We start from the raw sequence: 25,629 nt of genomic DNA, 5'->3' as shown, positions 1-25,629 counted from the left end.
AATGTTAATGGCGGATGACATGGTTAACCCGGTGGGCCTCAAGCGTGGCCTGAAAAACCGGCATATTCAGCTGATTGCCCTGGGAGGGGCGATTGGTACGGGCTTGTTCCTCGGTTCGGCCGGGGTGCTGAAGTCGGCGGGGCCGTCGATGATCCTGGGCTATGCAATAGCCGGCTTCATTGCCTTCCTGATCATGCGCCAATTGGGTGAAATGATCGTCGAGGAACCGGTTGCCGGCTCCTTCAGCCACTTCGCCCACAAGTACTGGGGCGGCTATGCGGGCTTCCTGGCCGGCTGGAACTACTGGGTCCTGTATGTGCTGGTGGGCATGGCCGAACTGACGGCAGTGGGCAAGTACATCCAGTTCTGGTGGCCGGAGGTTCCGACCTGGGCCAGCGCCGTGGTGTTCTTCATCGCAGTGAACCTGATCAATACGTTGAACGTGAAGTTTTTCGGCGAGACCGAATTCTGGTTCGCGATCATCAAGGTGGTGGCAATTGTCGGCATGATCGTGCTCGGCTGCTACCTGCTGTTCAGCGGCACCGGCGGCCCGCAAGCGTCAATCAGTAACCTGTGGGACCACGGCGGCTTCTTCCCGAATGGCGGCATGGGGCTGTTGATGGCCATGGCGTTCATCATGTTCTCGTTCGGCGGCCTGGAACTGGTGGGTATTACCGCCGCCGAAGCCAGCGAACCGCGCAAGGTGATCCCCAAGGCGATCAACCAGGTGGTGTACCGGATCCTGATTTTCTACGTCGGTGCGCTGACCGTGCTGCTGTCGCTGTATCCATGGGACCAGTTGCTGCAAACCTTGGGCGCGTCCGGCGATGCCTATAGCGGCAGCCCGTTCGTGCAGATCTTCTCGCTGATCGGCAACGACACCGCTGCGCACATCCTCAACTTCGTGGTGCTGACTGCGGCCTTGTCTGTGTATAACAGCGGCGTGTACTGCAACAGCCGCATGCTGTTTGGCCTGGCCGAACAAGGCGATGCACCCAAGGCGCTGATGAAGCTCAACAAGCAAGGCGTGCCCTTGCGTGCGCTGGGCATCTCGGCCGCCGTGACCTTGCTGTGCGTGGTGATCAACTACGTCGCCCCGCATGACGCCCTGGAGCTGTTGTTTGCCTTGGTGGTCGCGTCGCTGATGATCAACTGGGCGCTGATCAGCCTGACCCACATCAAGTTCCGCAAGGCCATGGCCGAGCAAGGAGTGGTGCCGTCGTTCAAGACGTTCTGGTTCCCGTTCAGCAATTACCTGTGCCTGGCGTTCATGGCGATGATCATCTGCGTGATGCTGGCGATTCCGGGCATTCGTTCATCGGTGTATGCGATGCCGGTGTGGGTGGGGATCATCTTTGTCGCGTACTGGCTGCGCATGAAGAAAGCCCGGGCCGTAGCCACGGCACAATGACCCGCGCTTATCGCTGAATAAAAAAGCCCCGGCATTCGATGAATGCCGGGGCTTTTTATTGCAGCCGGGTTACAGCGAAGAGCGCACTCGCCACAGTTCGGGGAACAGCACGGTGTCGAGCATCTTGCGCAGGTAACCCACGCCTTCGGTACCGCCGGTACCCGGCTGGAAGCCGATGATCCGCTCCACCGTGGTGACGTGGCGAAAGCGCCACTGGCGGAAGGAGTCTTCGAGGTCGATGAACTTCTCGGCCAATTGGTACAGGTCCCAATAACGGCTCGGGTCGCGATAAACCTCGCGCCATGCCGCCTCTACCGAATCATCATGAACAGTGGCTGCCGTTGGATCGCGCTGCGCACGTTGCGGGTCAATCGCCAGCCCGGCCTTGGCCATCAGGTTGATCGCCTCGTCATACAACGACGGTGTGGCAATCGCCACCTGCAGTTCCTTCAACAACTCCGGGCGATGGGCATGCGGGCGCAACAGTGCCGGGCTTTTGTTGCCGAGGATAAATTCGATTTCACGGTACTGGAACGACTGGAACCCCGACGACTGGCCCAGGTACGGGCGGATCGACAAGTACTCCGACGGCGTCATCGTGGCCAAAACCGCCCAGGCGTGTACCAGTTGATCGAAGATCCGCGAGACCCGCGCCAGCATCTTGAACGCCGGCGGCAGTTCACCCAGGCGCACATGTTCACGGGCGGCCTTGAGTTCGTGCAGCATCAGCTTCATCCACAGCTCCGAGGTCTGGTGCTGGATGATGAACAGCATTTCGTTGTGGTCCGGCGACAGCGGATGCTGGGCGCTCAGCACGCGGCCCAGGTCGAGGTAGTCGCCGTAGCTCATTGACTCGGAAAAATTCAGCTCGGCGTTATGCCACTCTTCCGGTGGCTGGTAATCGGCAGAGAAAGGACATTGGCTCATCGCGTGGGCTCCTTGAGCGGGCGCAGGATTGCTCGTACCGGGCTGGCATCGAGGTTGGCAAAACGTAGCGGCAGCGCGATCAACTCGTAATCGCCCTCGGGCACATCGTCGAGGACGATACCTTCGAGAATTGCCATGCCGTGACGGGCTACGGCGTTATGGGCATCCATCGTCTTCGACTGCTGCGGGTCCAGAGAGGGGGTGTCGATGCCGATCAAGCGCACGCCGAGGCTGGCCAGCAACTCGACCGATTCCTTGGCCACGGCGGTAAAATCCGCATCCCAGGTGGTCAGAGGGGCCTGTTGATACGTACGTAGCAGGACCCTCTCCGGCAGGTTGTCCAACCGCCCCCGCAACTGCTGCGGTTGCACCAACGCGCCACTGCCCAGGCAGTGCAATACCCGGCACGGGCCGAGATACACATCCAGCGAAACCTCGCCGATGGGCGCGCCGTCGGCGCTGTAATGCAGGGGCGCATCGACATGGGCGCCGGTGTGGGGCGACAAGGTAATGCGCCCGACATTCACCGGGCATTCAGGACCGAACTGCCAGACGCGTTCTTCCTGGAACGGCGTATCTCCCGGCCAGGTCGGGGTCGCGGCACTCAAGGGCGGGCTGATATCCCACCACGTTTTTATTGGATTCATACAAGGCTCTCGGTTGTCTCTGTAGTGAATGATACGAGGGCCAGCCGTGAATAATCTTGCGAATTCCAGCGCATTGCCTGATTTTTTTCGAACTTACTGCGGAATAATCGGGTTTTCATGGAGGGATATTTCACAATGCCAAGGGTACTCAACAGCAGCGCTCCTGAGCATATGGATGTCGAGTTCAGACCACTGGCAAACAGGCAGGCGCTATAGGGTTCCAATTCCCTTTTTCTGCCTCGGAGTCATCATGTCCCAGCCGATCACCGTTCTGCGTGATACCCATCCCCTGCCGGTGCTGGACGCCTGCAAATGGGAAAAGCTCGAAGGCGACCCGCACACCGTCAACCTCAACGCCTACACCAGCGAAGACGGCAGCAAAATCATGGGCACCTGGATCTGTACACCCGGCAAATGGCGAGTGGAATATGTGAAATGGGAGTATTGCCACTTTCAGGAAGGCTACTGCGTGATCACCCCGGATGGCCTGGAGCCGATTCACTTGAGAGCCGGTGACATTTTTGTGGTTGAACCTGGAATGACGGGGACGTGGGAAGTGGTCGAAACCGTGCGCAAATATTTCGTTTTCGCCTGAAGAACACCTGCAAGAACGAGGGGCCGCAGAGGCTAATTCCAGTCAGTTAAGAAGCAGAACCTGTGGGAGCGGGCTTGCTCGCGATAGCGGCGGATCAGTCAACCAAAATGTCGACTGACTCACAGCTATCGCGAGCAAGCCCGCTCCCACAGGAATTTTGCTTAACTGATCGGCATTAGCCGCAAAGGCCCCTTTTTTTATGCGCCATTTATGGGCTCAGGCCAATAAACCATCACAAGTCGAACACCACTACTTTAGTGATAAATAGTATTTCATTTTGACATCATTGAACGTCTCGTCTAACTTCATTAAAACCGAGTTAACGAACTACGCACATGTGATTATAACAAAATTATAACGATTGCCGCAGCGAAAGGTGGTTGACTTCACAGTCTGAAAACTTTCCTGCAGCCTTCGTGGAAAACGGCTAGTGATTGAATTAGACTTTGAGCCGATCAAGTTACAACTACATAGGCTTAGGTTTAACACACATCACTTTATTTAGCAGTTACTGTACGTGGCAGTTGAGACCGCGCTTTTGCAAAAGGATCAAGAAAATGTCTGAAAAAACTACGCGCCTGACAATACTCATCGACTCTCCAACCAAACAGAGACTGGAGCATTTGTCAGAAGAAGTTGACCTTACAATTTCTCAGGTTATTCGCAAGCTGATCAGGGACCATCTACAGCAATATGAAACGCAGATCAAGCCTGCGACCACAGAGCATTCGCGTGAGGATTCATCCACGTACTCCTGATACATTTAGTTTGAACTAATACTTTCGTATATCAATATACGCATTGGCTTGCCTGTACCGCTTATTGATCGAATGCTCAAATAAATCGCATTCACCTTCAACTACTTAATTGATAGGTTCGCCATGCCTATGGAACAGCAATTACTCGCTTGTTATACACTGCTGAGTAACGATGCCAAAGACCAGGACGTCTCATCTAACATGGTACGTTCGTGCACTTTATTTTTCTCGTTCAGCGACAGCACAAAACGCGCACAGACTTTCCATATTACCGCCGACAACTTCGAAAACGCGTGGCAAACAGGTGCAGCCGAACTACAGAGATTGCATGACAAGCGGGTAAAACAATCGGGCAATGCGCTCGAACGTACGTGGATTCGTATCGAACGTGCGATTAACGTGAAACCCCAGACCTGGGCAACCTTCAATGAGCGCCTCAAGCAACACAAGCGCAATTATTTCAGGCGCGGCATTGCCTTCGACAGCGGCCTGCACATCGCGCTGACCGAACAGGAACTGAACGCCAATGCCATTCTCTATGGCGGCGGCAACATCGTTCATGCAACCTTCAATGCCGGGAATTTTGCTGTCTACGCCAAGCGCCGCTTTACAGGCCCGTCAGCCCTCGATGCATTGGCTGCGCTACAGCCCGACAGCCTGATTTATCTATTCGATACAGCAGGGGTGTTCTGCGCAGAAGACGGCGTGGCTCACCGGCTCAACAGCAGCGGTACGCAAGTGGGCTGGCGTACCCTGGCAGCCCTGGAGCCAGGCGACGTCAAGGCACGCATCTGCAGTGCAGCCACTTACCTGAGTGCACAGGTGCAGGACAGCGGCCAATTCGTCTACGGTTATTTCCCCTGCTTCGATCGCCCCATCCAGAATTACAATACTCTGCGCCATGCCAGCAGCACTTACTCGATGATCGAGGCATGGGCACTCAACGGTGATGAAACGTTGATGGCCGCAATCAAACGATCGCTGGACTTCCTGACCCAGACACTGATCAAGCCCAGCCTGCTGCCCGACGGCAGAGTGGCAGCCTTCCTCGTGGACACCGGCGATGAGATCAAACTGGGCGGCAACGCGGTCTGCCTGTTGGCCTTGGTCAAATACAGCGAGGTAACTGGCACCCGCCACTACCTGCCACTGCTCGAAGCCCTAGCCAATGGCATGGCCTCGATGCAGGACCCGGCGTCCGGCGCTTTCGTCCACGTCTTGCACGCCAACGATCTGAGCGTCAAAGAGCCTTTTCGCATTATTTACTACGATGGCGAAGCCGCGTTCGGGCTAATGCGCCTCTACGGGCTGACCCGCAACGAGCGCTGGCTCAATATCGTGGAAAAGGCCTTCGATCACTTCATCCTCAAAGAACATTGGCGCGAGCATGACCACTGGCTCAGCTATTGCGTGAACGAGTTGACGCGCTATCGCCCACATGAAAAATACTTCCGTTTCGGCCTGAACAACGTCGCCGGTTACCTGGGGTTCGTCCAGCAGCGCATCACCACCTTCCCCACGCTGCTGGAGTTGATGATGGCCGCCCAGCAAATGCTTGAGCGGATCGCGCAACAGCCCTCCTTGCAGCACCTGCTCGAGGAGATCGACCTGCACGCGTTCTATCGGGCCCTGCACCATCGCGCCCGCTACTTGCTCAACGGTTATTTCTGGCCGGAAATAGCGATGTTCTTTGCAAACCCGGCACGTATCGCTGGCGCTTTTTTTATTCGACATCACGCGTTCAGGGTTCGTATCGACGACGTCGAACACTACCTTTCCGGGCTGATTGCCTATCATCGATACCTGCTCGATGGCGCCCCGCAAGTCAACCTGCCCCCGCGGGCCGAATCCCGGCCCGACTGGATCTGGGATGCCGAAACCCTGGCCCGTGCAACGCAGGGTACCTGGGCCAGGCAGCCACCATCGGGCTGGCGGGCCGCTGGCCTGTCACCTTCGATGCAGTTCTTCAAACCACAGCGCATGCTTTGCCGCCCGCCCACCAAGGTCGGTCCGAACGAAGTGCAATCGGCCACGCGCTGGGCGCAAGCCAGTCCTGAACGACGCCCCTCGGCCTTTTTGTGCGTGGACCCGACACCCTATCTGGACAGCGGTTTGCCGGTGCTGCAGGTGGCTGACACCAGCGAAGCGACAATGCAATTGGGCCGCTATGCCCGGCAGCATTTCACAGGCCAGGTGTTCGGTGTGACCGGCAGCTCGGGCAAGACCACGGTCGTCTCAATGCTGACTCATGCCTTGAAACACTGGGGCGAAGTCGGGCAAACCGAAGCCAATGCCAACCTGCCTCCGGGTATTGCCTGGAACCTGGCGTGCATGCCACCGACCGCAAAGTTCTGGGTCCTGGAAATGGCCGTGGGACGGATGCCGATCAACTCGGAGCTGGTTCGCCCGCAATTCGCCATCGTCACCGGCCTGGCTCCTGCGCATCTGGAATACCACGGCACGCTGGAAAACCTGGCGCGCAAGAAAAGCGCGATCTTCCGCTCCATGGCGCCCGGAGGCCATGCCATCCTCAACCGCGACATGCCGTATTACGAGCTATTCGCCCAGGCGGCACAAACCGCACGCCTGAAAGTCACCAGTTATGGTGAGCACGCCGATGCGGACTTGCGGCTGCTGGATTGGCACAACGAGGCGAACCTGGTGTACGTCAGGGCGCAACGAGGTTCACAGACACTCGAGTTCACCCTGCGAGCCCGCGGCCGGCATATGGTGCTCAACGCCTTGTCGGTGTTGGCCTCACTGTTTGCCGCAGGCCTGCCAGCCGGCGAAGCGCTCAAGGTCCTGACCGGGTTCGAGCCCGTCGACGGACGGGGTAATGTCATGCAGATCCAGTGCCCAGGCGGTCATTTCCACCTGATCAACGATGCCTACAACGCCAACCCCGGCTCCATGACTGCAGCGCTGCACTCTATCGCCGACCTGCCCGTCACTTCCCGCCACCGGGTGCTGGTCCTGGGGGACATGCTGGAGCTAGGCCCGGATGCCCAGCGTTATCACCTGGAACTGATAACTCCATTGCGATTGGCCGCCCCACGGCGAGTATTGCTGTGCGGCCCGTTGATGCATGGGCTTTACCTGGCCCTGCGTGACGAGCTGTCGGTCCAGTGGTTCGAGAATGCCAAGGCGCTGAACCAGGCCTTGATGCAGGATCCGGCGCAGTGCTTTCAACCAGGGGATTGGGTGTTGGTGAAAAGCTCGGGAGGCACGGGTCTGTCGCAGGTTTGCGAATGGCTCCGGGCGACAGAGCAAGCAGCGCTCACCCGGTAAGCAACCTCTTACGTTGCACAGTGGATCAAAGCTACGGCCGTAGCCTTGAATCCACTGTGCGCCCCTCCTCTAACGCTCGCGCAGCGCCTCACGCGCGCGGTTCATCGGTTTGATCAAATAGTCGAGAATGGTTTTCTGCCCGGTCTTGATGTCCACCGACGCAATCATCCCCGGAACAATGGAGAAAGACTTGCCGGCCTTGTTTTTCAAGGTATCGGCGTCGGTGCGGATAAATACCCGATAGTAGAAAACCTCAGGCTTGACTTCATCCTGGATGGTGTCGGGCGAGATGGTCACCACCTTGCCATCCATGCCGCCATAAACCGCGTAGTCGTAGGCGGTGATCTTGACCTTGGCCACTTGATCCGGATGAATGAAGGCAATGTCCCTCGGCGATATGCGAGCCTCGATCAACAGTTGCTCATCCAGCGGCACAATCTGCATCAGGCGTCCATTGGGCGGAATGACCCCGCCAATGGTGGTGACTTCGATGTCTTTGACGATTCCGCGCACCGGAGAGCGCAGGGTCAAGCGCGTCACCGAGTCAGAGCGCCCGCGCATGATCGATGACAGCGTCTCGACGTCGGCGTTGGCCTTGGCCAGGTCTTCACCGGCGCGCACCATGTAGTCGGAGCGGGCCTGGGTCAACTTCATCTCCAGCTCTGCTTTCTGGCGTTTGAGACGCAGCACTTCGACATTGCTGGCGGCGCCGACCTTGGCCAGGTTCTCGGTAATCTGCAGTTCGCTGCGTACCAGGGATAGGGATGAACGCAAGCCCGACTGGGTGTCTTCCAGGCCTCTGCGACGGGAGTTGAACAAATCGGTTTCGGCCAGGATCAACTCCGGATGGGTTTTTAGCTCGGCCGGAAACGCCAACGGCTTGCCGTTCACTTCCGCTTGCAAACGCGCAACGCTGGCCAGGGACGCCCGGTATTTGGAAGCGCTTTCGTCAAAGTTGGATTCAGTCTTGGTCGGGTCGAGCTTCGCCAATACCTGCCCGCTCTTGACGATATCGCCCTCCGCCACGTTCAGCGCAGTGACGATACCGCCTTCCAGGGATTGGATAATCTGTTCACGGGAAGTGGGGATGACCTTGCCGCTGCCGGTCGAGACTTCATCGATTTCAAAGATGTATGCCCAGGCGCCAAAGGCGATCAATAGGACAAACACCCAGAAGACCACCCGCGTCGAGCGCACCACAGTGTTGTCGTCGATACCGTCGTTGTAATGGCGGGCGCCTTCGTCCTCGGGACCCAGCAGGGGAATTCTTTTGCGCTCATGGGTTTTCACTGTTTCTTCCCCTTGGGTTTGGAAAGCCGGGCGATCGCATTGTCCTTGCTGTCATCGACAATGATCTGCCCGTTGTCGACGACGATGATCCGGTTCACCAGACTCAATACGCTCATGCGATGGGTGGCGATGATCAGCGTGCGGTGGGCCGCCCATTTGTCCAGGTTCTGGATGAACTGGCGCTCGGTCGCTTCATCCAGGGATGCCGTAGGTTCGTCCAGCAGGACAATATGCGGCTGGCGGATGATCAAGCGCGACAACAGCAATGACTGGCGCTGCCCGCCGGACAATCCGAGGCCGCCTTCCAGAATCATGTGGTCCATGCCGTCGGGGAACTTGCCGATAAAGTCTGCCGCGCCGGTCAATGCCAGGGCCTGGAGTATTTCCTGATCGGACGCATGGGGCGCGCCCATGATCAGGTTGTCCCGCAGGGTGCCGTGAAACAGGCGCGAGTTTTGGGTCATCAGGCCGACATCGCGGCGCACGTCCGCCGGGTCGATGTGGCCCAGGGCAACCCCGTCGAGGCTGATGCTGCCGCCCTTGAGGTCGAGCATGCCGGACAGCGCTTGCAGCAACGTCGACTTGCCCGCGCCATTGCGACCCAGAATGGCTATGCGCTCGCCCGGCTGGATCTGCAGGTCGGCCACCAGCAAGGCGGGTACCGGGGCGTTGTCGTTATATTGAAAGGCCGCCTGGTTGAGCACGTAATGGCCACGCACCATGGGTAAATGCACTCGCTTGCTGCCTTCGGCATGATCCACCGGCAGTTCCATCAGCCCGTTCAAGCTTTTCAGCGCCACCTTGGCCTGCTGCCAGCGGGTCATGACCTGGGTAATCTGAGACATCGGGGCCATCATTCTCGACGCGAGAATCGAGGCCGCCACCAGGCTACCGGTGGTCATGTCGCTGGCCATGACCATGGGCGCGCCGAACACCACCACGACGGCGAACACCGAACCCTGCACGCTATTGCTCCAGGTCACCAACTTGTTGGTCAGCATGCGCAGCCGCAGGCTGGCATCGCCACACGTGGTGTTGTAGTGGTTCCATTGGTGCTGGAAGCGCTGTTCAGCCTGCAATGCCTTGATGTCGTCGAGCCCCTGGACGGTCTCCACCAACATGGCACTGCGCAACGAACTTTCACGCATTGACTGGCTGGCCAGTGACGCGAGCTTCTTCTGCGCCAACAAACCCGGCACCACCAGAAACAACACCGCCACCATGGGAATCGCCACCAGTGGCCCGGCAATGATCCAGTAGATCACCAGGAACAACAGGAAAAACGGCAAGTCCGCCAGCGCCGACGCCGTGCTTGAAGTAATCAGCTCACGCAGTTGTTCCAGCTCCTTGAGCTGGGAAATGAACGCGCCGGTGGACTTGGGACGAACGCTGTTGCGCAGGCGAATGGCGTGTCCGAATACCAGGTCGGACACACGAATATCCGCGCGCTTGCCGAGCATGTCGGTGATCCGCGCACGGGTGATGCGCATGATGTAGTCGAATAACAGCGCCAGCATGACGCCGCCGAACAGCACATATAAAGTGGGCATCGACTCGGCCGGGATAACCCGGTCGTAGACCTGCATGGAAAACAGCACGCCTGCCAGTCCGAGCACGCTGGTCACCAACGACGCCAGCATGACGTAACCGTAGGGCCGCATGTCGCGCAGCACGATGCCTTTGAACCAGCCCTTGTCATAAGGCTTGATGTAGTCGTCCACTCGATTGTCGCGTACGGCACTCATCGGCCGCAGAATCACGGTCTTGCGTGCCGAGTCGAGCAGATCCTGCTGGTTGAGGCTGCTTTGCAGGCCGCCGTCGCCGCTGTAGGCAATGCCGACGTGCTCGCCATCACCAAGGGTTTCCAGAACGCCAACCTGACCATCGCTGAATTGCACAATGATCGGCAGTTGCCGTTGCATCAAGGTCGAGGGGCTGAAGTCGGCTATCACGCAATTCAACCCGGCCTGGCGCGCCATCTGCCGCACCACGTCCTCCACCGACGCACCTTCGGTCCACTGTGCGGCGAGCCGGATCCCTTGCGCCGAGCACTCCAGACGATAATGTCGGGCCACGCACAACACTGCTTCCAGCCACACCTCATAATCAAATCCGGGCACAGGGTTGAGTACAGGCGCCACTGGGCCCATGTCACCCTCAAGCATCACGGCATCATTCATGGCCGAATCTCCACACCTTGCAAGGTGCTGTTATCCAGGTGGAATGCCGTGCGCAATCCACCGGTGTTGTAAAGGCAATCGATTTTCAGGCGACGCAGGTCAGCCGCAGTGTTTTCCCGGTCCATGCGTGCCTGGTGGATTTCCTGCTCGGCATTGAGCAAGTCCAGCAGCGGCCGGGTGCCCAGCTCGAGGTACTGCTGGCGGTAAAGGTCACGGGTCTCGGAGATACTGCGCTCACGAAAATCCAGGGTAGACAGGCGTTGGGTCAGGCTGGAAATCTGATCCCGTGCCTCCAACAGGCTCTGGCGCACTTCAAGACGGGCAGCATCGTTGGCCGCTTCGGCCGAGCGCAACGCTTGTTGGGCGGCGGACTTGCGCGCCGTGATAGCGCCACCCTGATACAGCGGCATCTTCACGTTGAGGAACACACCGTAACGGGTCCGATCCCGACCGCCAGGGATGTTGCTGTCGTCGTTGTTGTCCAGGTACTGAGTCACCGATGGATCCAACGATACGGTGGGCAACGCTTCGGCCCGGGCCTGGGCGATCAGCGCCAGGGCGTCGATCCGTTGCGCCTGGGCGATCAACAGTGTTGGCGTGACCGCTTCATCAGGCACTACGCCTTGGCAGGACTGCTCCAGGCTCGCCGGAAAATCCTGCGAAACACTCACCGGTGACTGCGATCCCAGTAAACTGCTCAACGTGCTGCGCCAGCGATTGAACTGCGCCTGGAACTGCAACTGCGTTGCCACCGACGCCTCGACTCGCGAGCGCGCCTGGATCAGGTCGGAACGGGTGCTGGCGCCCATGTCGCTGCGTTTCTTCGCCAGCTCCGCAATCGCCGAAATACCGTCGATCTGCTCGCCCGCCAATGCCACCAGCAGTTGCGAGCGCTGCAGTTCGATCATGGCGAACGAGGTATCGCGCGACACCTGATCGATCGACAGCAGGACCGCCGCCTGGCTGCCATTGACGCGAGCCAGGGCACTGTCCACGGAGCTGGACACCTTGCCAAAATCGTAAAGCATCTGTGATGCCGACACGGAAAAGGTCCGGCTCTGGCCATTGCCACTCAGGCCGCTATCGTAGCCAGTGTTGAAGCCGCCGCTCACTTGCGGGTAATAACCGGAACGGGCGATGTTCACGTTCTCGTTTTGCTGGTATAGCCGACCGATCGCCTCTGAAATGGCTGGATGCCATTCCACCGCTAATTGAATAGCCCGTGGCAGGTCGACATTCTTCGGTATAACGCGTTGCGGTGGTACCGGGGCACTGACGCCCGTGGACCCACCCGGTAAATTCGTGCCCAAATCACTGGGGCTAATGATGTTGACGCTTTCTTCGTCGTCGCTAAACGACGCGGCCATGACCTGCTCATGCGCCGGTGCGGTCACTGCCGCGATCAGCAAAACTGCAGACAACTGTCTGACCAAACTCTTATGCCTCACTACAAGTCCCCTGATTATTATCAAACCTGATGGGTACAACCATAGACCGTGCCTGAGAACAGGCACGGTCCATCGTTGAAATAAACATTGGTGAGGAAGCCGGGCCTGACGGCCCGGCCGTTGGATGCGTGGTTAAACCACGCTGATGCCGCTTTGTACCCACAGCTGATGGGCTTGATCTTCCTGGCTTGTGTAGATCACGTACTCCAGACCGTTTTCTACCTGGGTCGCACCGGCGGACCAGTCGCCTGTCAGATGGACACTGTCCTGATCGTCGCCCTGGATCATCAAGTAATCCGACGCGGAGCCTGTAATGGATACCAGGTCCTCCAGGCTCAACGTCAGGTCAACCGCGCTGACGTTGTTCAGGTCAATGCTCTGCACACCATTGGCAGTACCGATCAGGTCGCCCAGGTTGATGGCTGCATCACCACCCTCCCACAACAACCCATCTGCACCCGCGCCACCATCGACGTGGGTGAAGTCAGTGCCGTCGGCCACCACAGGGTGTTCGCTGCCACTGTCTGTGCTGCCTTCAGAGCCCGCACTGTCATCACCAGCCGGATCCACCATGAAGCTGGCGGCGGCGAAACCGGCGCCCTCAGTGGCAGGTGAGCCAGGGTTGGCGTCGTCCCAGACCAGGTCGCGGTCTGGTGAGTCGATGCGGATGTACAGATCAGCGGTGTCCTCCTGACCGCCTGGTGTGGTGAGTTTATAGGTGAATTTATCCACCTGGCCGACGTTCTCCAGCGCCAGCCCTGGGGTTGGCGTGTAGGTGTAAGCACCGTCCGCATGCAACGTCAGCGTGCCATAGAGCCCCTGGACAACCGCTCCATTCTGGCCCGGTATGACATAGTCCCCATTGCTCAGCACCGTCAGTACGGTCAGCGTCGAGCCGAGGCTGTCTGCTGGCGATAGATCGCTGAGCTCAAGGACGTTGCCCGTTGCGGCAACTGCAGCACCCGTGACGAACTCCGTCAGGTGGGTAGTGACCAACGTCTGGTTGACCGTCACACTCCCGACCGATGCAAGCGCGCCAGTCGTCGATATCACTCGATACTCACCCGCATCCAGCCCAGTGAAGGTATGAGTTTCCGTGGTCGTGGTTTGCTGCGTGGTCCAGGTACCGTCGATCAGTTTCTGCAGGTTGATCGTCGTCGTAGGCAGCAAGCCGATACCTGAGAAGCTGCGGCTAATCTCCAGCTCTGCCGTCGCGTCGGCAGCCACCACAAAGCTCTCACCCGTCCCCTGACCATTACCGAAGAGCAATGGCGGCGAGTAGACGATTCCCGTCAGGCTTTGCGTTTCGACCAGGTTATCGATATCGACCTGTGCAGCGCCGATATCATCCGTGGCAACAACATCCACGACACCCGGTGCCGACGGATCGGTAGGGCTCCAGACAATCGTCGTATCGTTGCTGTCTATGCGGATGTACAGGTTGGCCGAAGCCACACCGCCTGCCGCCGTCACCAGTTGATACGCGAAGCTATCGACCTGGCCAATGCTCGCCACATCGCCATTTGGCGTGTAGCTGTAATCGCCATTGGCAAAGATCGTCAGCTCACCGTACAGCCCTTGCAGGACCGTACCGACCGTGGTGCCTGCATCGACAAACACGCCGTCGACTTCTACCTGCACCGTCGCATCACCCAGAGGCCCCGTGGAGTCCGGCTGCCCATTGAAGCCTGGATCGGTGATGACGTTACCTTCAACGTCAGCGCCGGGCTCGACAATGAAGTCGGTCAGGCTTTCGTTATCGACACTCAAGCCGGCTGTTGCACTGGCGCCAATCGATACCAGGTTAGGGTCGAGGGTGAGCGTGAAGCGATACTCACCTGCGGCCAGGCCTTCGATTTGCGCGGTAGTACCCGAACCGAACAGCCCCAGCAGATCGAGCAGGCCCGAACCGCCGCTGGCCTGGTCGATAGGAGTCCAGCCGCCAGCTCCATCGCTGACTTCAAGCTTCCCGGTAAAGCCGCCGCCCAGGACAGACAGCAGATCTGCCTGACTGAAGGACAGGTTCAACGTCCCGGTGCTTCCAGCATCCACCGTGAATTCCTGCGCCAGCGAAGGCACCCCGAGCTGGATACCACCTACTCCCAGCAACGTGAATACGCGCATGTCGTCCAGCGCTGTCTGCGTAGTGACGGGAGTGACGGTTAGTTCTGCAGTGGCGACGTCGTCGGTTGCTTCTAGGTCGGCGTCCGCATCGGCATCAGCATCCGCGTCGGCATCGGCATCGGCATCGGCATCAGCATCAGCATCCGCGTCGGCATCAGCATCGGCGTCGGCGTCGGCGTCGGCGTCGGCGTCGGCGTCAGCATCGGCATCGGCATCCGCGTCAGCATCGGCATCGGCATCGGCATCAGCATCAGCATCAGCATCAGCATCAGCATCAGCATCCGCGTCGGCGTCCGCATCCGCATCCGCGTCGGCATCAGCGTCGGCATCAGCATCGGCGTCGGCGTCGGCGTCGGCATCGGCATCGGCATCAGCATCCGCGTCGGCATCGGCATCGGCATCGGCATCGGCATCGGCGTCAGCATCCGCATCCGCATCGGCGTCGGCGTCGGCGTCGGCGTCGGCGTCGGCATCAGCGTCAGCATCCGCATCGGCATCCGCATCCGCATCGGCATCGGCATCGGCATCGGCATCGGCATCAGCATCAGCGTCGGCGTCGGCATCAGCGTCAGCGTCAGCATCCGCATCGGCGTCGGCATCCGCATCGGCATCGGCATCGGCATCGGCATCAGCGTCGGCATCGGCGTCGGCATCGGCATCGGCATCGGCGTCAGCATCTGCGTCGGCATCAGCATCCGCGTCGGCGTCGGCGTCGGCGTCGGCGTCAGCATCGGCATCGGCATCGGCATCGGCATCAGCGTCAGCATCAGCATCGGCGTCGGCATCGGCGTCAGCATCTGCGTCGGCATCAGCATCCGCGTCGGCGTCGGCGTCGGCGTCGGCGTCAGCATCGGCATCGGCATCCGCGTCGGCATCGGCATCAGCATCAGCATCAGCATCAGCATCAGCATCGGCATCCGCATCCGCATCCGCGTCAGCATCTGCGTCGGCATCGGCATCCGCGTCAGCGTCGGCGTCGGCGTCGGCGTCGGCGTCAGCATCTGCGTCGGCATCAGCATCAGCATCAGCATCCGCGTCAGCATCGGCATCCGCGTCAGCGTCGGCATCGGCATCGGCATCCGCATCGGCGTCGGCATCGGCGTCGGCATCGGCGTCGGCGTCGGCGTCAGCATCGGCGTCGGCATCCGCATCGGCATCGGCATCCGCATCGGCATCCGCATCGGCATCGGCATCCGCATCGGCATCCGCATCGGCATCAGCATCCGCGTCGGCGTCAGCATCGGCATCGGCATCGGCATCGGCATCGGCATCAGCATCAGCATCAGCATCGGCATCGGCATCGGCATCGGCATCGGCGTCAGCATCTGCGTCGGCATCAGCATCCGCGTCGGCGTCAGCATCGGCATCGGCATCGGCGTCGGCATCCGCATCGGCATCCGCGTCGGCATCGGCATCGGCATCGGCATCAGCATCTGCGTCGGCATCCGCATCCGCATCGGCATCGGCATCGGCATCGGCATCGGCATCGGCATCGGCATCGGCGTCAGCATCTGCGTCGGCATCAGCATCAGCATCCGCGTCGGCATCAGCATCAGCATCAGCATCAGCATCCGCGTCGGCATCAGCATCAGCATCCGCGTCGGCATCGGCGTCGGCATCGGCATCGGCGTCAGCATCTGCGTCGGCATCAGCATCCGCGTCGGCGTCGGCGTCGGCGTCGGCGTCAGCATCGGCATCGGCATCGGCATCGGCATCGGCATCAGCGTCAGCATCCGCATCGGCGTCGGCATCGGCATCGGCGTCAGCATCTGCGTCGGCATCAGCATCCGCGTCGGCGTCGGCGTCGGCGTCGGCGTCGGCGTCGGCGTCGGCGTCGGCGTCAGCATCGGCATCGGCATCCGCGTCAGCATCCGCATCCGCATCCGCATCGGCATCGGCATCGGCATCAGCATCAGCATCAGCATCAGCATCAGCATCGGCATCCGCATCCGCATCCGCATCCGCGTCAGCATCTGCGTCGGCATCGGCATCGGCATCCGCGTCAGCGTCGGCGTCAGCATCTGCGTCGGCATCAGCATCAGCATCAGCATCAGCATCCGCGTCAGCATCGGCATCCGCGTCAGCGTCGGCATCGGCGTCGGCATCGGCGTCGGCATCGGCGTCGGCATCGGCGTCGGCATCGGCGTCGGCATCGGCGTCGGCATCGGCGTCGGCATCGGCGTCGGCATCGGCATCGGCGTCGGCATCGGCGTCGGCATCGGCGTCGGCGTCGGCGTCGGCGTCAGCATCGGCGTCGGCATCCGCATCCGCATCGGCATCCGCATCGGCATCGGCGTCGGCATCGGCATCGGCGTCAGCATCTGCGTCGGCATCAGCATCCGCGTCGGCGTCAGCATCGGCATCGGCATCGGCATCGGCATCGGCATCGGCATCGGCATCGGCATCAGCATCAGCATCGGCATCGGCATCGGCATCAGCATCTGCGTCGGCATCAGCATCCGCGTCGGCGTCAGCATCGGCATCGGCATCGGCGTCGGCATCCGCATCGGCATCCGCGTCGGCATCGGCATCGGCATCGGCATCGGCATCAGCATCTGCGTCGGCATCCGCATCCGCATCCGCATCGGCATCGGCATCGGCATCGGCATCGGCATCGGCGTCAGCATCTGCGTCGGCATCAGCATCAGCATCCGCGTCGGCATCAGCATCAGCATCAGCATCCGCGTCGGCATCAGCATCAGCATCAGCATCGGCATCGGCATCGGCATCGGCATCCGCGTCAGCATCTGCGTCGGCGTCGGCATCGGCATCGGCGTCAGCATCTGCATCTGCATCGGCATCGGCATCGGCATCGGCATCGGCATCAGCATCAGCATCAGCATCAGCATCCGCGTCGGCATCAGCATCAGCATCCGCGTCGGCGTCGGCGTCGGCGTCGGCGTCGGCGTCAGCATCAGCATCGGCATCGGCATCGGCATCCGCGTCAGCGTCAGCATCGGCGTCGGCGTCGGCGTCAGCGTCAGCGTCAGCGTCAGCATCGGCATCGGCATCGGCGTCGGCGTCGGCGTCGGCGTCAGTATCATCAATGTCGATGGCAACTACCGTACCCGGCAGGGATTCGTTCCCCTTGGCGTCCGTCAATGTCACTTTTAGCGTTTCGCCATTGATCTGAGGCGGATTCAGTGTGACCTGGAAGGTACCGTCAGTACCGACTTTACCGGTGCCGATCACGTTGCCGTCGGCATCCTTGATCGTCACCGTAGAACCAGGCTCACCCTTGCCGGTGACCGTGGTCCCGTTTTCGTTGACAACCAGATTGGTCGGCGCGTCAGGCGCGGTCGTATCACCGGCAACAACTGTGGCGGGGGGCGATGAATTGCCGGCGGAGTCCGTGAGGACAACTTTCAGGGTCTCGCCGTTGGTATGGGGTGCATTCAGGTCGATCTTGAAAGTACCGTCAGCACCGACTTTGCCGGTACCGACCACGAGGCCATCGGCGTTTCTGATATGCACCGTGGTACCTGGCTGTCCTTTACCCAGGACGCTCAGGCCGTCGGCACTGACCGATAAGTCAGTCGCAGCACCCGGTGCCGCGCCATTGCCACCACCACCTCCGCCGCCACCACCGTCAAGTGCGGCAGCCGCAATGCCCACGCCGAGAAGCCCCAGACCCCAGAGTACCCAGCTCGGGGTCGAGTTTTCTGCCAGTATCACAGCCCCGGCCAGATCGTCGAGTGAGGAAATCTCTTTGAACGTAAAGCCCGAGTAAGGCGATGAATAGTTGCCCAACAACAACGTTCCGTCGGCGTTCGTCATGACCAGCTGGCTGGTCGCACCGTCAGCGCCAACTACAAAAAAGTTTTGAATGGTGATGGTTTCTCCAGACTTGAGAGTGACCACCAGGTTTTGCCCGGACTGCTGAAAAGACTGCACGCTTTCAGGACCGAACGGCAATTTCACAATCCCTGTTTCTTTCAGGATGACGTCACCGAAAGCATATTCTGCCGTCGTTCCCGTTGCTTTATCGACAATTGTTATATTTTCCATTTTGCACCTGTTTTCTCTTCGATAAACATGGACATATAGTTTTTCCAGCGCGAACAAATGCCTTCTGCGGTATTAACCGCCGAGCATTAAATCTAAATTCGCGTTATTGAAAGACTAACCAGGAGTTAGTCGTCAGCCCACACCGGTCTCTTCGCGCAAGTGCAAGCGCGTCACACATCGACTGCGCGGAGCATCGATCCTGTAGCGTGAAATCTGAGTGGCTTGCGAAGGGGTTTTTGTCAGGGCTTTTGAGGTATGGCGCGCCATTGTCATGAGGTCACGCAGAGACACGTCAGACTGCGCAGGCGCCAGGGAGGCGGGGCGGCCACACGACCAGAGGTAGAGCAATGAGCAGAGGCTACGAGCCAAAATGGGCGCCCCATCGAGCTGCCTGGCCCCGGCGGCCTGATCGGTCGCAAGCCTGGAAAGACTTGAGGTACGCATCCATTCATCCGCCATTTCGAACACACCTGCACAACTTGAAAGGTACAGCTAGTCAGTGACCATTCATCGAAGTGCCACAATAGTGGCACGCTCGCAAAATCGATACTAACGGGGCGCAACTCAACATCAAAGAGGAAAATACCGACGGTAAAAACACTCACTACTTGTCAGTGTTTGTTCTGTGAACTCACTGCATATTCATGTCAAATAACTCAGGCACACATTATCACTGCATGATAATTCCACACACATTGAACTTTACTTTAATGATTGCCACGTGAGAAAAACTGCAGTTTTAAGCGCCATTCCGGCAATTTGTAAATAATTATTTCGAGACTTTAACAACTCACCAAATTCACTTCGAATTGAATAGTAAATTAGTGATACCGACCTTATATAACACTCGTAAACGTTATATGAATAACCAGCGACAAGTAGCGTGGGTTTTAGTTCTTCAGGATGCTCGGCGACAAGCCGGCACGGCTCACAAGAGCGCTGCGGCGAGTACTGATCAGGATGGGGGCCTATCGTGCAAAGACGACGGAAATCGAGGATATCGGGGGCAGCGTACAAGCACTGAAAAACCCGAGAGCCCGCCCGACACGGGCTCTCGGAAAAATCCCCTATTGGGGTTTGCGATAGCTGTTGATGATCGCCGAGAAGTCCTTGCCTCCTTCTCCACGTTGGCTCATCGACTGATACAACTGCTGCGCCACCGCGCCAAGCACCACGGGTTGATGTACCTGCCGTGCAGCTTCTGTGGCCAGGCCAAGATCCTTGAGCATCAGGTCCGCGCCGAAACCGCCGGTATACCCCCTGGAAGACGGCGCGGTTTCGATCACGCCCGGCCAAGGGTTATAGGTATCGGAACTCCAGCAACGTCCGGTAGAGCTGTTGATGATGCCAGCCAGCACTTGAGTATCGATCCCGAGCGCATTGCCGAGGGCCATGGCTTCGCTGACGCCGACCATGGTGATACCCAGCAGCAGGTTGTTGCAGATCTTGGCGATTTGCCCGGTGCCGACTTCGCCGCAATGAACAATGTTGCGGCCCATTTGCGCCAGCACCGGCTGCAGGGTCTCGAACAGTTGCGGGGTAGCGCCGACCATGAAGGTCAGCGTACCGGCCTGCGCACCGCCGGTGCCACCGGAAACAGGTGCATCCGCCATCGCCACGCCTTGCCTGGCGGCTGCCGCAGCCACGTCGCGGGCGGTTTGTGGGTCAATGGTGCTGCAATCCACCGCCGGTACGCCTTGGTCGATGCCAGCAAGTACGCCGTCTTCACCCAGCCAAACACTGCGTACATGGGCCGCAGCCGGAAGCATACTCAGGACCAGCTCGGCGCCTTGCGCCGCCTCGCGTGGCGAGGCACTGATGCTCCCGCCCAGGGCGGCCAGCTCTTCGAGCACAGCCTGGTTCAGATCGAACAGATTCAGTGCGTGGCCGGCCTTGATCAGGTTGCGCGCCATCGGCGCGCCCATGTTGCCCAGGCCGATAAATGCAATCTTCATGATTGTCTCCTCGATCAGCGCAAGTTGATGGTGGTGTTGACACCGTCGTTGACACTGTCATCGTCAAACCAGCGACTGGTGACGGTTTTGGTCTGGGTGTAGAACTGCACCACTTGCTTGCCATACGGGCCCAGGTCACCGAGTTTCGAGCCACGGGAACCGGTGAAGCTGAAGATCGGTACCGGCACCGGGATCGGGATGTTGATGCCGACCTGGCCTACATCGATTTCGCTTTGGAACTTGCGCGCCGCTGCCCCGCTTTGGGTAAACAAGCCGGTGCCGTTGCCGAACGGATTGGCGTTGACCAAGGCAATAGCTTCGTCCAGCGTGTCAACTTCCAACACCACCAGCACTGGGCCGAAGATTTCCTGGGTGTAGATCTGCATGTCTGTGGTCACGCCAGAGAACAGCGTCGGGCCGACGAAGTTGCCTTGCTCGAAGCCCGGTACCTTGATGTCGCGGCCGTCGAGCTCCAGTTTGGCACCTTCTTTCACGCCGCTTTCGATCAAGTCGAGGATGCGCGCCTTGGCTCGCTTGGAAATCACCGGGCCGACATCGGTACCGGCTTCGCTACCGGCATTCACTTTGAGTTTTTGCGCCAGCGCCTTGAGATCCGGCAGCCATTGTTTGGCTGCACCCACCAGGACCACCACCGAGGTGGCCATACAGCGTTGACCGGCCGCACCAAAACCGGCACCGACCAGCGCATTGAGGGTTTGCTCGCGATTGGCGTCCGGCAGCACCACGGCGTGGTTCTTGGCACCCATCATCGATTGCACGCGCTTGCCGTGTTTGCCGGCCAAGTCATAGACATGCGTGCCGACGGCCGTCGAGCCAACGAACGACACGGCCTTGATATCTTTATGGGTACAGAGGGCGTCCACCACATCCTTGCCACCGTGGACGACGTTCAATACGCCAGGCGGCACGCCGGCTTCGAGCGCCAGCTCCACCAGCATCAGGGTCGACAGCGGATCCTGTTCCGACGGTTTGAGCACGAACGTGTTACCGCAGGCGATGGCCATCGGGAACATCCACAGCGGAATCATCGCCGGGAAGTTGAAAGGCGTGATGCCGGCACATACGCCGATGGGTTGGCGCAGGGTGTAGGTGTCGACACCACCGGCAACGTTCTCGGCAAATTCGCCCATTTGCAGGGTGCCGATGGAGCAGGCATGTTCGACCACTTCCAGGCCGCGGAAGATATCGCCTTCGGCATCGGCAATGGTTTTGCCCTGCTCGGCGCTGAGCACCACGGCGATACGCTTGGAGTGCTCGCGGATCAAGGCTTGTAGCTTGAGCATGATGCGCATGCGGGCGCCGATCGGCGTCAGCTTCCAGCTCTGGAAAGCGCGCTGGGCGGCCTCGATGGCCGCATTGACTTCATCAGCGGTGGCAAACGGGACACGTGCCAGCACTTGTTGGGTCGCCGGGTTGACGATGTCTTGCCACTCGGTGGTCCTGGACTCGACCCACTCACCATTGATCAACAGTTTGGCCTGTTGTACGGCGGTATCGGCGGACGTAAGCGATGCGTTCATTAGTGGTCTCCAGATGTTGTAGTTATGCAGAGAGCCGTGGAACGCCATGAAAAGAGGCGTTCGGACAGTTTTTGGAGTATAGATGTGCAAACTTCCAATAAGAACGCACATAAAAGCCGGTCCAACATGCAAAAAAACATCACGTCTTTGGGGTCGCTTAACTGGGATGACCTGAAGTTTTTCCTCGAAGTGGCTCGCACCCGCAAGGCCAGCATTGCCGCCAAGCGCCTGGCGGTGGACTACACCACCGTGTCGCGACGCATCAGTTCGCTGGAGGTGTCGCTGGGTACACTGCTATTCGAAAAATCCCGGACCAACGGCTTTGTGCTGACTACCGAAGGCCAGCGCCTGCTGGGTTATGCCGAATCCATCGAAAGCACCCTGCACATGGCCTGCGAACAAGTCTCCGGCTCTGGCGTGGCGTTGTCCGGGCATGTGCGCATGGGCTGCACCGAAGGCTTCGGCAGCTTCTTCGTCACCCCGCAACTGAGTCACTTCGTCGACACCTACCCGGCGATCTCGGTAGATATCCTGCCCCTGCCCCACTTCATCAGCCTGTCCAAGCGCGAGGCTGATATCGTCATCGCACTGGAGCGCCCGGAGCACGGGCCCTATGTATGCTGCAAACTGTGCGATTACACGCTGCAGTTGTATGCAACCCAGGATTATCTGGAGCAACACCCGCCGATCCAGCGTCCGGCAGATTTGGCCGACCATTCATTTGTCAGTTATGTAGACGATCTGGCATTCAGTTCGGAGCTGCTTTACCTGGCCAATGTGGTACCCGGCGCCAGCGCCAGCTTGCGCAGCACCAGCGTGATTGCACAATACGTGGCGGCGCAGCAGGGGCGATCGCTGGCGATCCTGCCGTGTTTCCTGGCGGCGCAGGATCCACGGTTGCTGCCAATACTGGCGGAAGAAATCACGATCACCCGGCAGTTCTGGATGTACTGCCGGGAGGATCTGCGCAAGCTCAAGCGGATCACCCTGTTGTGGGATTACATCAGGGAGGTGACGGAGCAGAACCAGGCGTTGCTGATGGGGCAAACGCGCACGATGGTGTTTGCCGGTTAGCGCTGCGGGGCCCAGTCGGGTCAGTCGGCAATGACCACGATCGACACCCGCCGGTTCTCGGTACGCCCCGTTGCCGTTGTATTGGGAGCTACAGGCTCGCTGCTGCCCAAGCCGCGTAACTGCACGTTTTCTTCCTTCATGCCGACACCCGTCAGTACCTTGGCTACGCTTTTGGCCCGACGCAGGGACAGTTGTTGATTGTAGGCTTCCCTCCCCGAAGCATCCGTGTGGCCGTCGACGCGCACACGTTCAATGCCCACGCCCGTCAATGCCTTGCCAATACGCTCGACAATTTCGCTACTGGGTTTATTCAGTGTCTCGACATCGCTGCCAAACAGCACTTTGCCCGACAAACCGAAGGCCCAGCCTTCGTCGGTCAACTCGAAACCCTGCTGTTTGAGTACAGCGACTTGCGCCGGTGTCAGCCCCTTGGGTGGGGCGGTCTGGCAACCGCTGAGCGCCAGGAGCGCCACAAACAAGGTGATAAATAAAACACGTGCATTGGAAAACAAGGGATCAACTCCTGTGTTGAACATTGGCAGCAGAGTGCTCCGACTCCGCCGTTTGCTGGCCGCCCTGGGAAAGGCGCTTGGCCTGGTACATCGCCGCGTCGGCGGCGTTGAGCAGGGCGCCGGGAGTGGCGCCATGATCGGGGTACATGGCGATGCCGATACTGAGTGAGGTCAATACCTGGGCATTGCCCGGCAGCTGGATTGGCTGGTCCATGCTGGCGATGATTTTTTCGGCGATTCGCTGGGCATCTTCAAGCTTGTTCAAGGGTGACAGCAGGATGGCAAACTCGTCACCACCAAGGCGCGCAACCAGATCGTTTTCCCGTAGTTGCGCACGAACCCGTGAAGCGACGGCCACCAGCACGGCATCGCCGGCAGAGTGGCCGAATTTATCGTTGATGTCTTTGAAACGGTCGCTGTCGAGAAACAGCACGGCTACCCGCTCATTGAATTTGGCGGCGCTGCGCAAGGCACGAATCAACCGCCCCTGGAAATAGGCACGGTTGGGTAACCCGGTCAGGCTGTCGTGAGATGCCTGATGCGCGAGGGTTTCGTTTTCACTCTGCAAGTGGGTTTGCCAGGCTTCCAGCTCATCGAGCAAGGCATTGAAGTCATTGCCCAGGCTGTCGAGTTCGGCAATCTGCGCCGGTGGCACACGACGGTCGAAGGCTCGTTCGCTACGGGCTGCGTGAGCCACGGAGGCAAGGCTGTGCAAGGGGCCGGTGATATCGCGCAACATGCGCCGCGCCAGATAAATCGCGACCCATCCGCTCAAGGCCGTGCATATGAGGATCCCTGCCAATCCACTGAGCAGGAACCGCAACAGGCTGCCACCGTGGCCACTCAACTCAATGGTGCCGATCTTTTTGCCCTGGTGCAGGATCGGCTGGTTGATCGGCTCCTCCAGCAGCGCATGGGCCAGCTCCAATTCCACCTGGGACAACACCCCTGTCTCCGGACGCATCCAATGGGCCAATAGCACACCATTGGCATTCAGCACACGGGCTTGCGCGACCTCTTCAGTGGAGGCGATCAAGGCCAGGGCCTCAGTGGCTGCCACGCGGTCGTTGAACACCACCGCTGCTTCCACGGTGTAATTGATAGAGCGTGCGATCAGGTGCAGGTTGTGGTCGGCATACACTCGCAGCGCCAGCACGCCGAGCAGCGTCAAGGAGACACTGGCCATGGCCACCGCCACCAGCGCCACACTCAGGTGCCCTCGGCCAAGGACCGAACGCAGGGAGGGGCGAACTGTTGCGTTATCTGGCCTCATTGCCCGGGCGCCCGGCGACGGGACAACTGCAAGACACTAGGATGAATGCGTACGCCACTGCGGGCGACAGAATCGAGGTTGACCTCGAACGACACTTGCTCGTCACTGACGCGCAGGCAGAACAGGCTGCCTACCGTACATTTGTCTTTGCCTTCGCTGATGCTCAGTACGGGTCGGCCGATCAGCGATGTGAAGAAGCGACTGCGTTCGTCCTGGGTCAGTTCGCCTACGTACACCGCGTCGCAGGTACTGGCGATGCCTGGGTTATCAACCAACAGGCGCTTCACTACCACGGGTCGGCCGGTAGCCTGGGTCGTGCCCTTGACCAAGTCATCGGTGTATTGGGTGGGTCCGACAATGCACAGGCGCAGTTGCGCAGGCTCTACCGGCCAACGAGCGTAGCTGAGAACCCCCAGCACCACTTGGGTCACGGACTTGGCGCGCTGCTCAGCCATGCTTGCGGCAGTCGACTGGGCAAAAACCAGAGGCGTGACACTGCACAGAACGGCCAACAGCAGCATTCGTCTCCAGCTCCAACTACGCTCTGCGGGCGAGACAGCCACGTTCATGCAGCGATTCTCTTTGATCTTCTCGGGAT

General features: G+C 59.5%; 16 protein-coding genes. 5 read left to right on the top strand and 11 right to left on the bottom strand.

Annotated elements, in window-relative coordinates:
• Window positions 1–7 precede the first annotated feature (7 nt).
• Window positions 8–1,411: an amino acid permease gene (locus OQ460_RS03420; RefSeq protein WP_410020502.1), complete on the top strand. Its 1,404-nt coding sequence runs from the start codon at window positions 8–10 to the stop codon at window positions 1,409–1,411.
• Window positions 1,412–1,480: 69 nt separating this feature from the next.
• Here the strand turns inward: OQ460_RS03420 and kynA are convergent, their stop codons facing one another.
• Together kynA and kynB are read right to left on the bottom strand one after the other, a co-directional pair.
• Entirely contained in the window at window positions 1,481–2,338 is an 858-nt protein-coding gene (gene kynA, locus OQ460_RS03415) for a tryptophan 2,3-dioxygenase (RefSeq protein WP_410020501.1), read from the bottom strand.
• Window positions 2,335–2,985: an arylformamidase gene (kynB, locus tag OQ460_RS03410; RefSeq protein ID WP_410020500.1), complete on the bottom strand. Its 651-nt coding sequence runs from the start codon at window positions 2,983–2,985 to the stop codon at window positions 2,335–2,337. The genes kynA and kynB overlap by 4 nt, the downstream gene beginning before the upstream one ends.
• 250 nt (window positions 2,986–3,235) lie before the next feature.
• Here kynB and OQ460_RS03405 point away from each other — a divergent pair, with 250 nt between their 5' ends.
• The 3 genes from OQ460_RS03405 to OQ460_RS03395 all read left to right on the top strand — a co-directional run bounded on the left by OQ460_RS03405 (window position 3,236) and on the right by OQ460_RS03395 (window position 7,626).
• Window positions 3,236–3,580: a cupin domain-containing protein gene (locus OQ460_RS03405; protein ID WP_410020499.1), complete on the top strand. Its 345-nt coding sequence runs from the start codon at window positions 3,236–3,238 to the stop codon at window positions 3,578–3,580.
• A gap of 557 nt (window positions 3,581–4,137) precedes the next feature.
• Complete coding sequence (locus tag OQ460_RS03400) at window positions 4,138–4,338, top strand: hypothetical protein (RefSeq protein WP_410020498.1); 201 nt, start codon at window positions 4,138–4,140, stop codon at window positions 4,336–4,338.
• A gap of 399 nt (window positions 4,339–4,737) precedes the next feature.
• Window positions 4,738–7,626, top strand: a complete 2,889-nt coding sequence (locus OQ460_RS03395) for a UDP-N-acetylmuramoyl-tripeptide--D-alanyl-D-alanine ligase (RefSeq protein ID WP_410020497.1) — start codon at window positions 4,738–4,740, stop codon at window positions 7,624–7,626.
• Window positions 7,627–7,695: 69 nt separating this feature from the next.
• Here OQ460_RS03395 and OQ460_RS03390 read toward each other — a convergent pair whose 3' ends face one another.
• The 6 genes from OQ460_RS03390 to OQ460_RS03365 form a co-directional block, all read right to left on the bottom strand.
• A complete protein-coding gene (locus OQ460_RS03390) occupies window positions 7,696–8,883 on the bottom strand; it encodes an HlyD family efflux transporter periplasmic adaptor subunit (RefSeq protein WP_410021916.1) in 1,188 nt (395 codons plus the stop codon).
• Window positions 8,884–8,912: 29 nt separating this feature from the next.
• The gene (locus OQ460_RS03385) at window positions 8,913–11,096 is read right to left on the bottom strand and encodes a type I secretion system permease/ATPase (RefSeq protein ID WP_410020496.1); all 2,184 of its coding nucleotides are present in this window, start codon (window positions 11,094–11,096) and stop codon (window positions 8,913–8,915) included.
• Complete coding sequence (locus OQ460_RS03380) at window positions 11,093–12,463, bottom strand: TolC family outer membrane protein (RefSeq protein WP_410020495.1); 1,371 nt, start codon at window positions 12,461–12,463, stop codon at window positions 11,093–11,095. Before OQ460_RS03380 ends, OQ460_RS03385 begins: the two co-directional genes overlap by 4 nt.
• A gap of 213 nt (window positions 12,464–12,676) precedes the next feature.
• Window positions 12,677–18,676, bottom strand: coding sequence for a BapA/Bap/LapF family large adhesin (locus tag OQ460_RS03375; protein ID WP_421096172.1), 6,000 nt, complete (start codon window positions 18,674–18,676; stop codon window positions 12,677–12,679).
• Between the two features lie 1,067 nt (window positions 18,677–19,743).
• Window positions 19,744–20,631: a 3-hydroxyisobutyrate dehydrogenase gene (gene mmsB / locus OQ460_RS03370; RefSeq protein WP_410020493.1), complete on the bottom strand. Its 888-nt coding sequence runs from the start codon at window positions 20,629–20,631 to the stop codon at window positions 19,744–19,746.
• Between the two features lie 14 nt (window positions 20,632–20,645).
• Window positions 20,646–22,172, bottom strand: coding sequence for a CoA-acylating methylmalonate-semialdehyde dehydrogenase (locus tag OQ460_RS03365; protein ID WP_410020492.1), 1,527 nt, complete (start codon window positions 22,170–22,172; stop codon window positions 20,646–20,648).
• 126 nt (window positions 22,173–22,298) lie between these two features.
• Between OQ460_RS03365 and OQ460_RS03360 the strand changes: the two genes are divergently transcribed.
• Window positions 22,299–23,246, top strand: coding sequence for a LysR family transcriptional regulator (locus OQ460_RS03360; RefSeq protein ID WP_410020491.1), 948 nt, complete (start codon window positions 22,299–22,301; stop codon window positions 23,244–23,246).
• Between the two features lie 20 nt (window positions 23,247–23,266).
• On the opposite strand, the gene OQ460_RS03355 is transcribed toward OQ460_RS03360, so the two are convergent.
• Genes OQ460_RS03355 through OQ460_RS03345 form a run of 3 tightly spaced genes read right to left on the bottom strand, consistent with a single transcriptional unit; the run spans window position 23,267 to window position 25,600 of the window.
• Window positions 23,267–23,758, bottom strand: a complete 492-nt coding sequence (locus OQ460_RS03355; protein ID WP_410020490.1) for an OmpA family protein — start codon at window positions 23,756–23,758, stop codon at window positions 23,267–23,269.
• Window positions 23,759–23,762: 4 nt separating this feature from the next.
• Window positions 23,763–25,031 carry a diguanylate cyclase domain-containing protein gene (locus OQ460_RS03350; RefSeq protein WP_410020489.1) on the bottom strand — a complete coding sequence of 423 codons (1,269 nt, stop codon included), beginning with the start codon at window positions 25,029–25,031 and terminating at the stop codon, window positions 23,763–23,765.
• Window positions 25,028–25,600: a YfiR family protein gene (locus OQ460_RS03345; protein ID WP_410020488.1), complete on the bottom strand. Its 573-nt coding sequence runs from the start codon at window positions 25,598–25,600 to the stop codon at window positions 25,028–25,030. Before OQ460_RS03345 ends, OQ460_RS03350 begins: the two co-directional genes overlap by 4 nt.
• Between the last annotated feature and the right edge of the window lie 29 nt (window positions 25,601–25,629).

It is taken from the genome of Pseudomonas imrae, from assembly GCF_046352735.2.
Classification (GTDB): Bacteria; Pseudomonadota; Gammaproteobacteria; order Pseudomonadales; family Pseudomonadaceae; genus Aquipseudomonas; species Aquipseudomonas imrae.
This window is presented reverse-complemented; position numbering and strand designations above follow the sequence as displayed.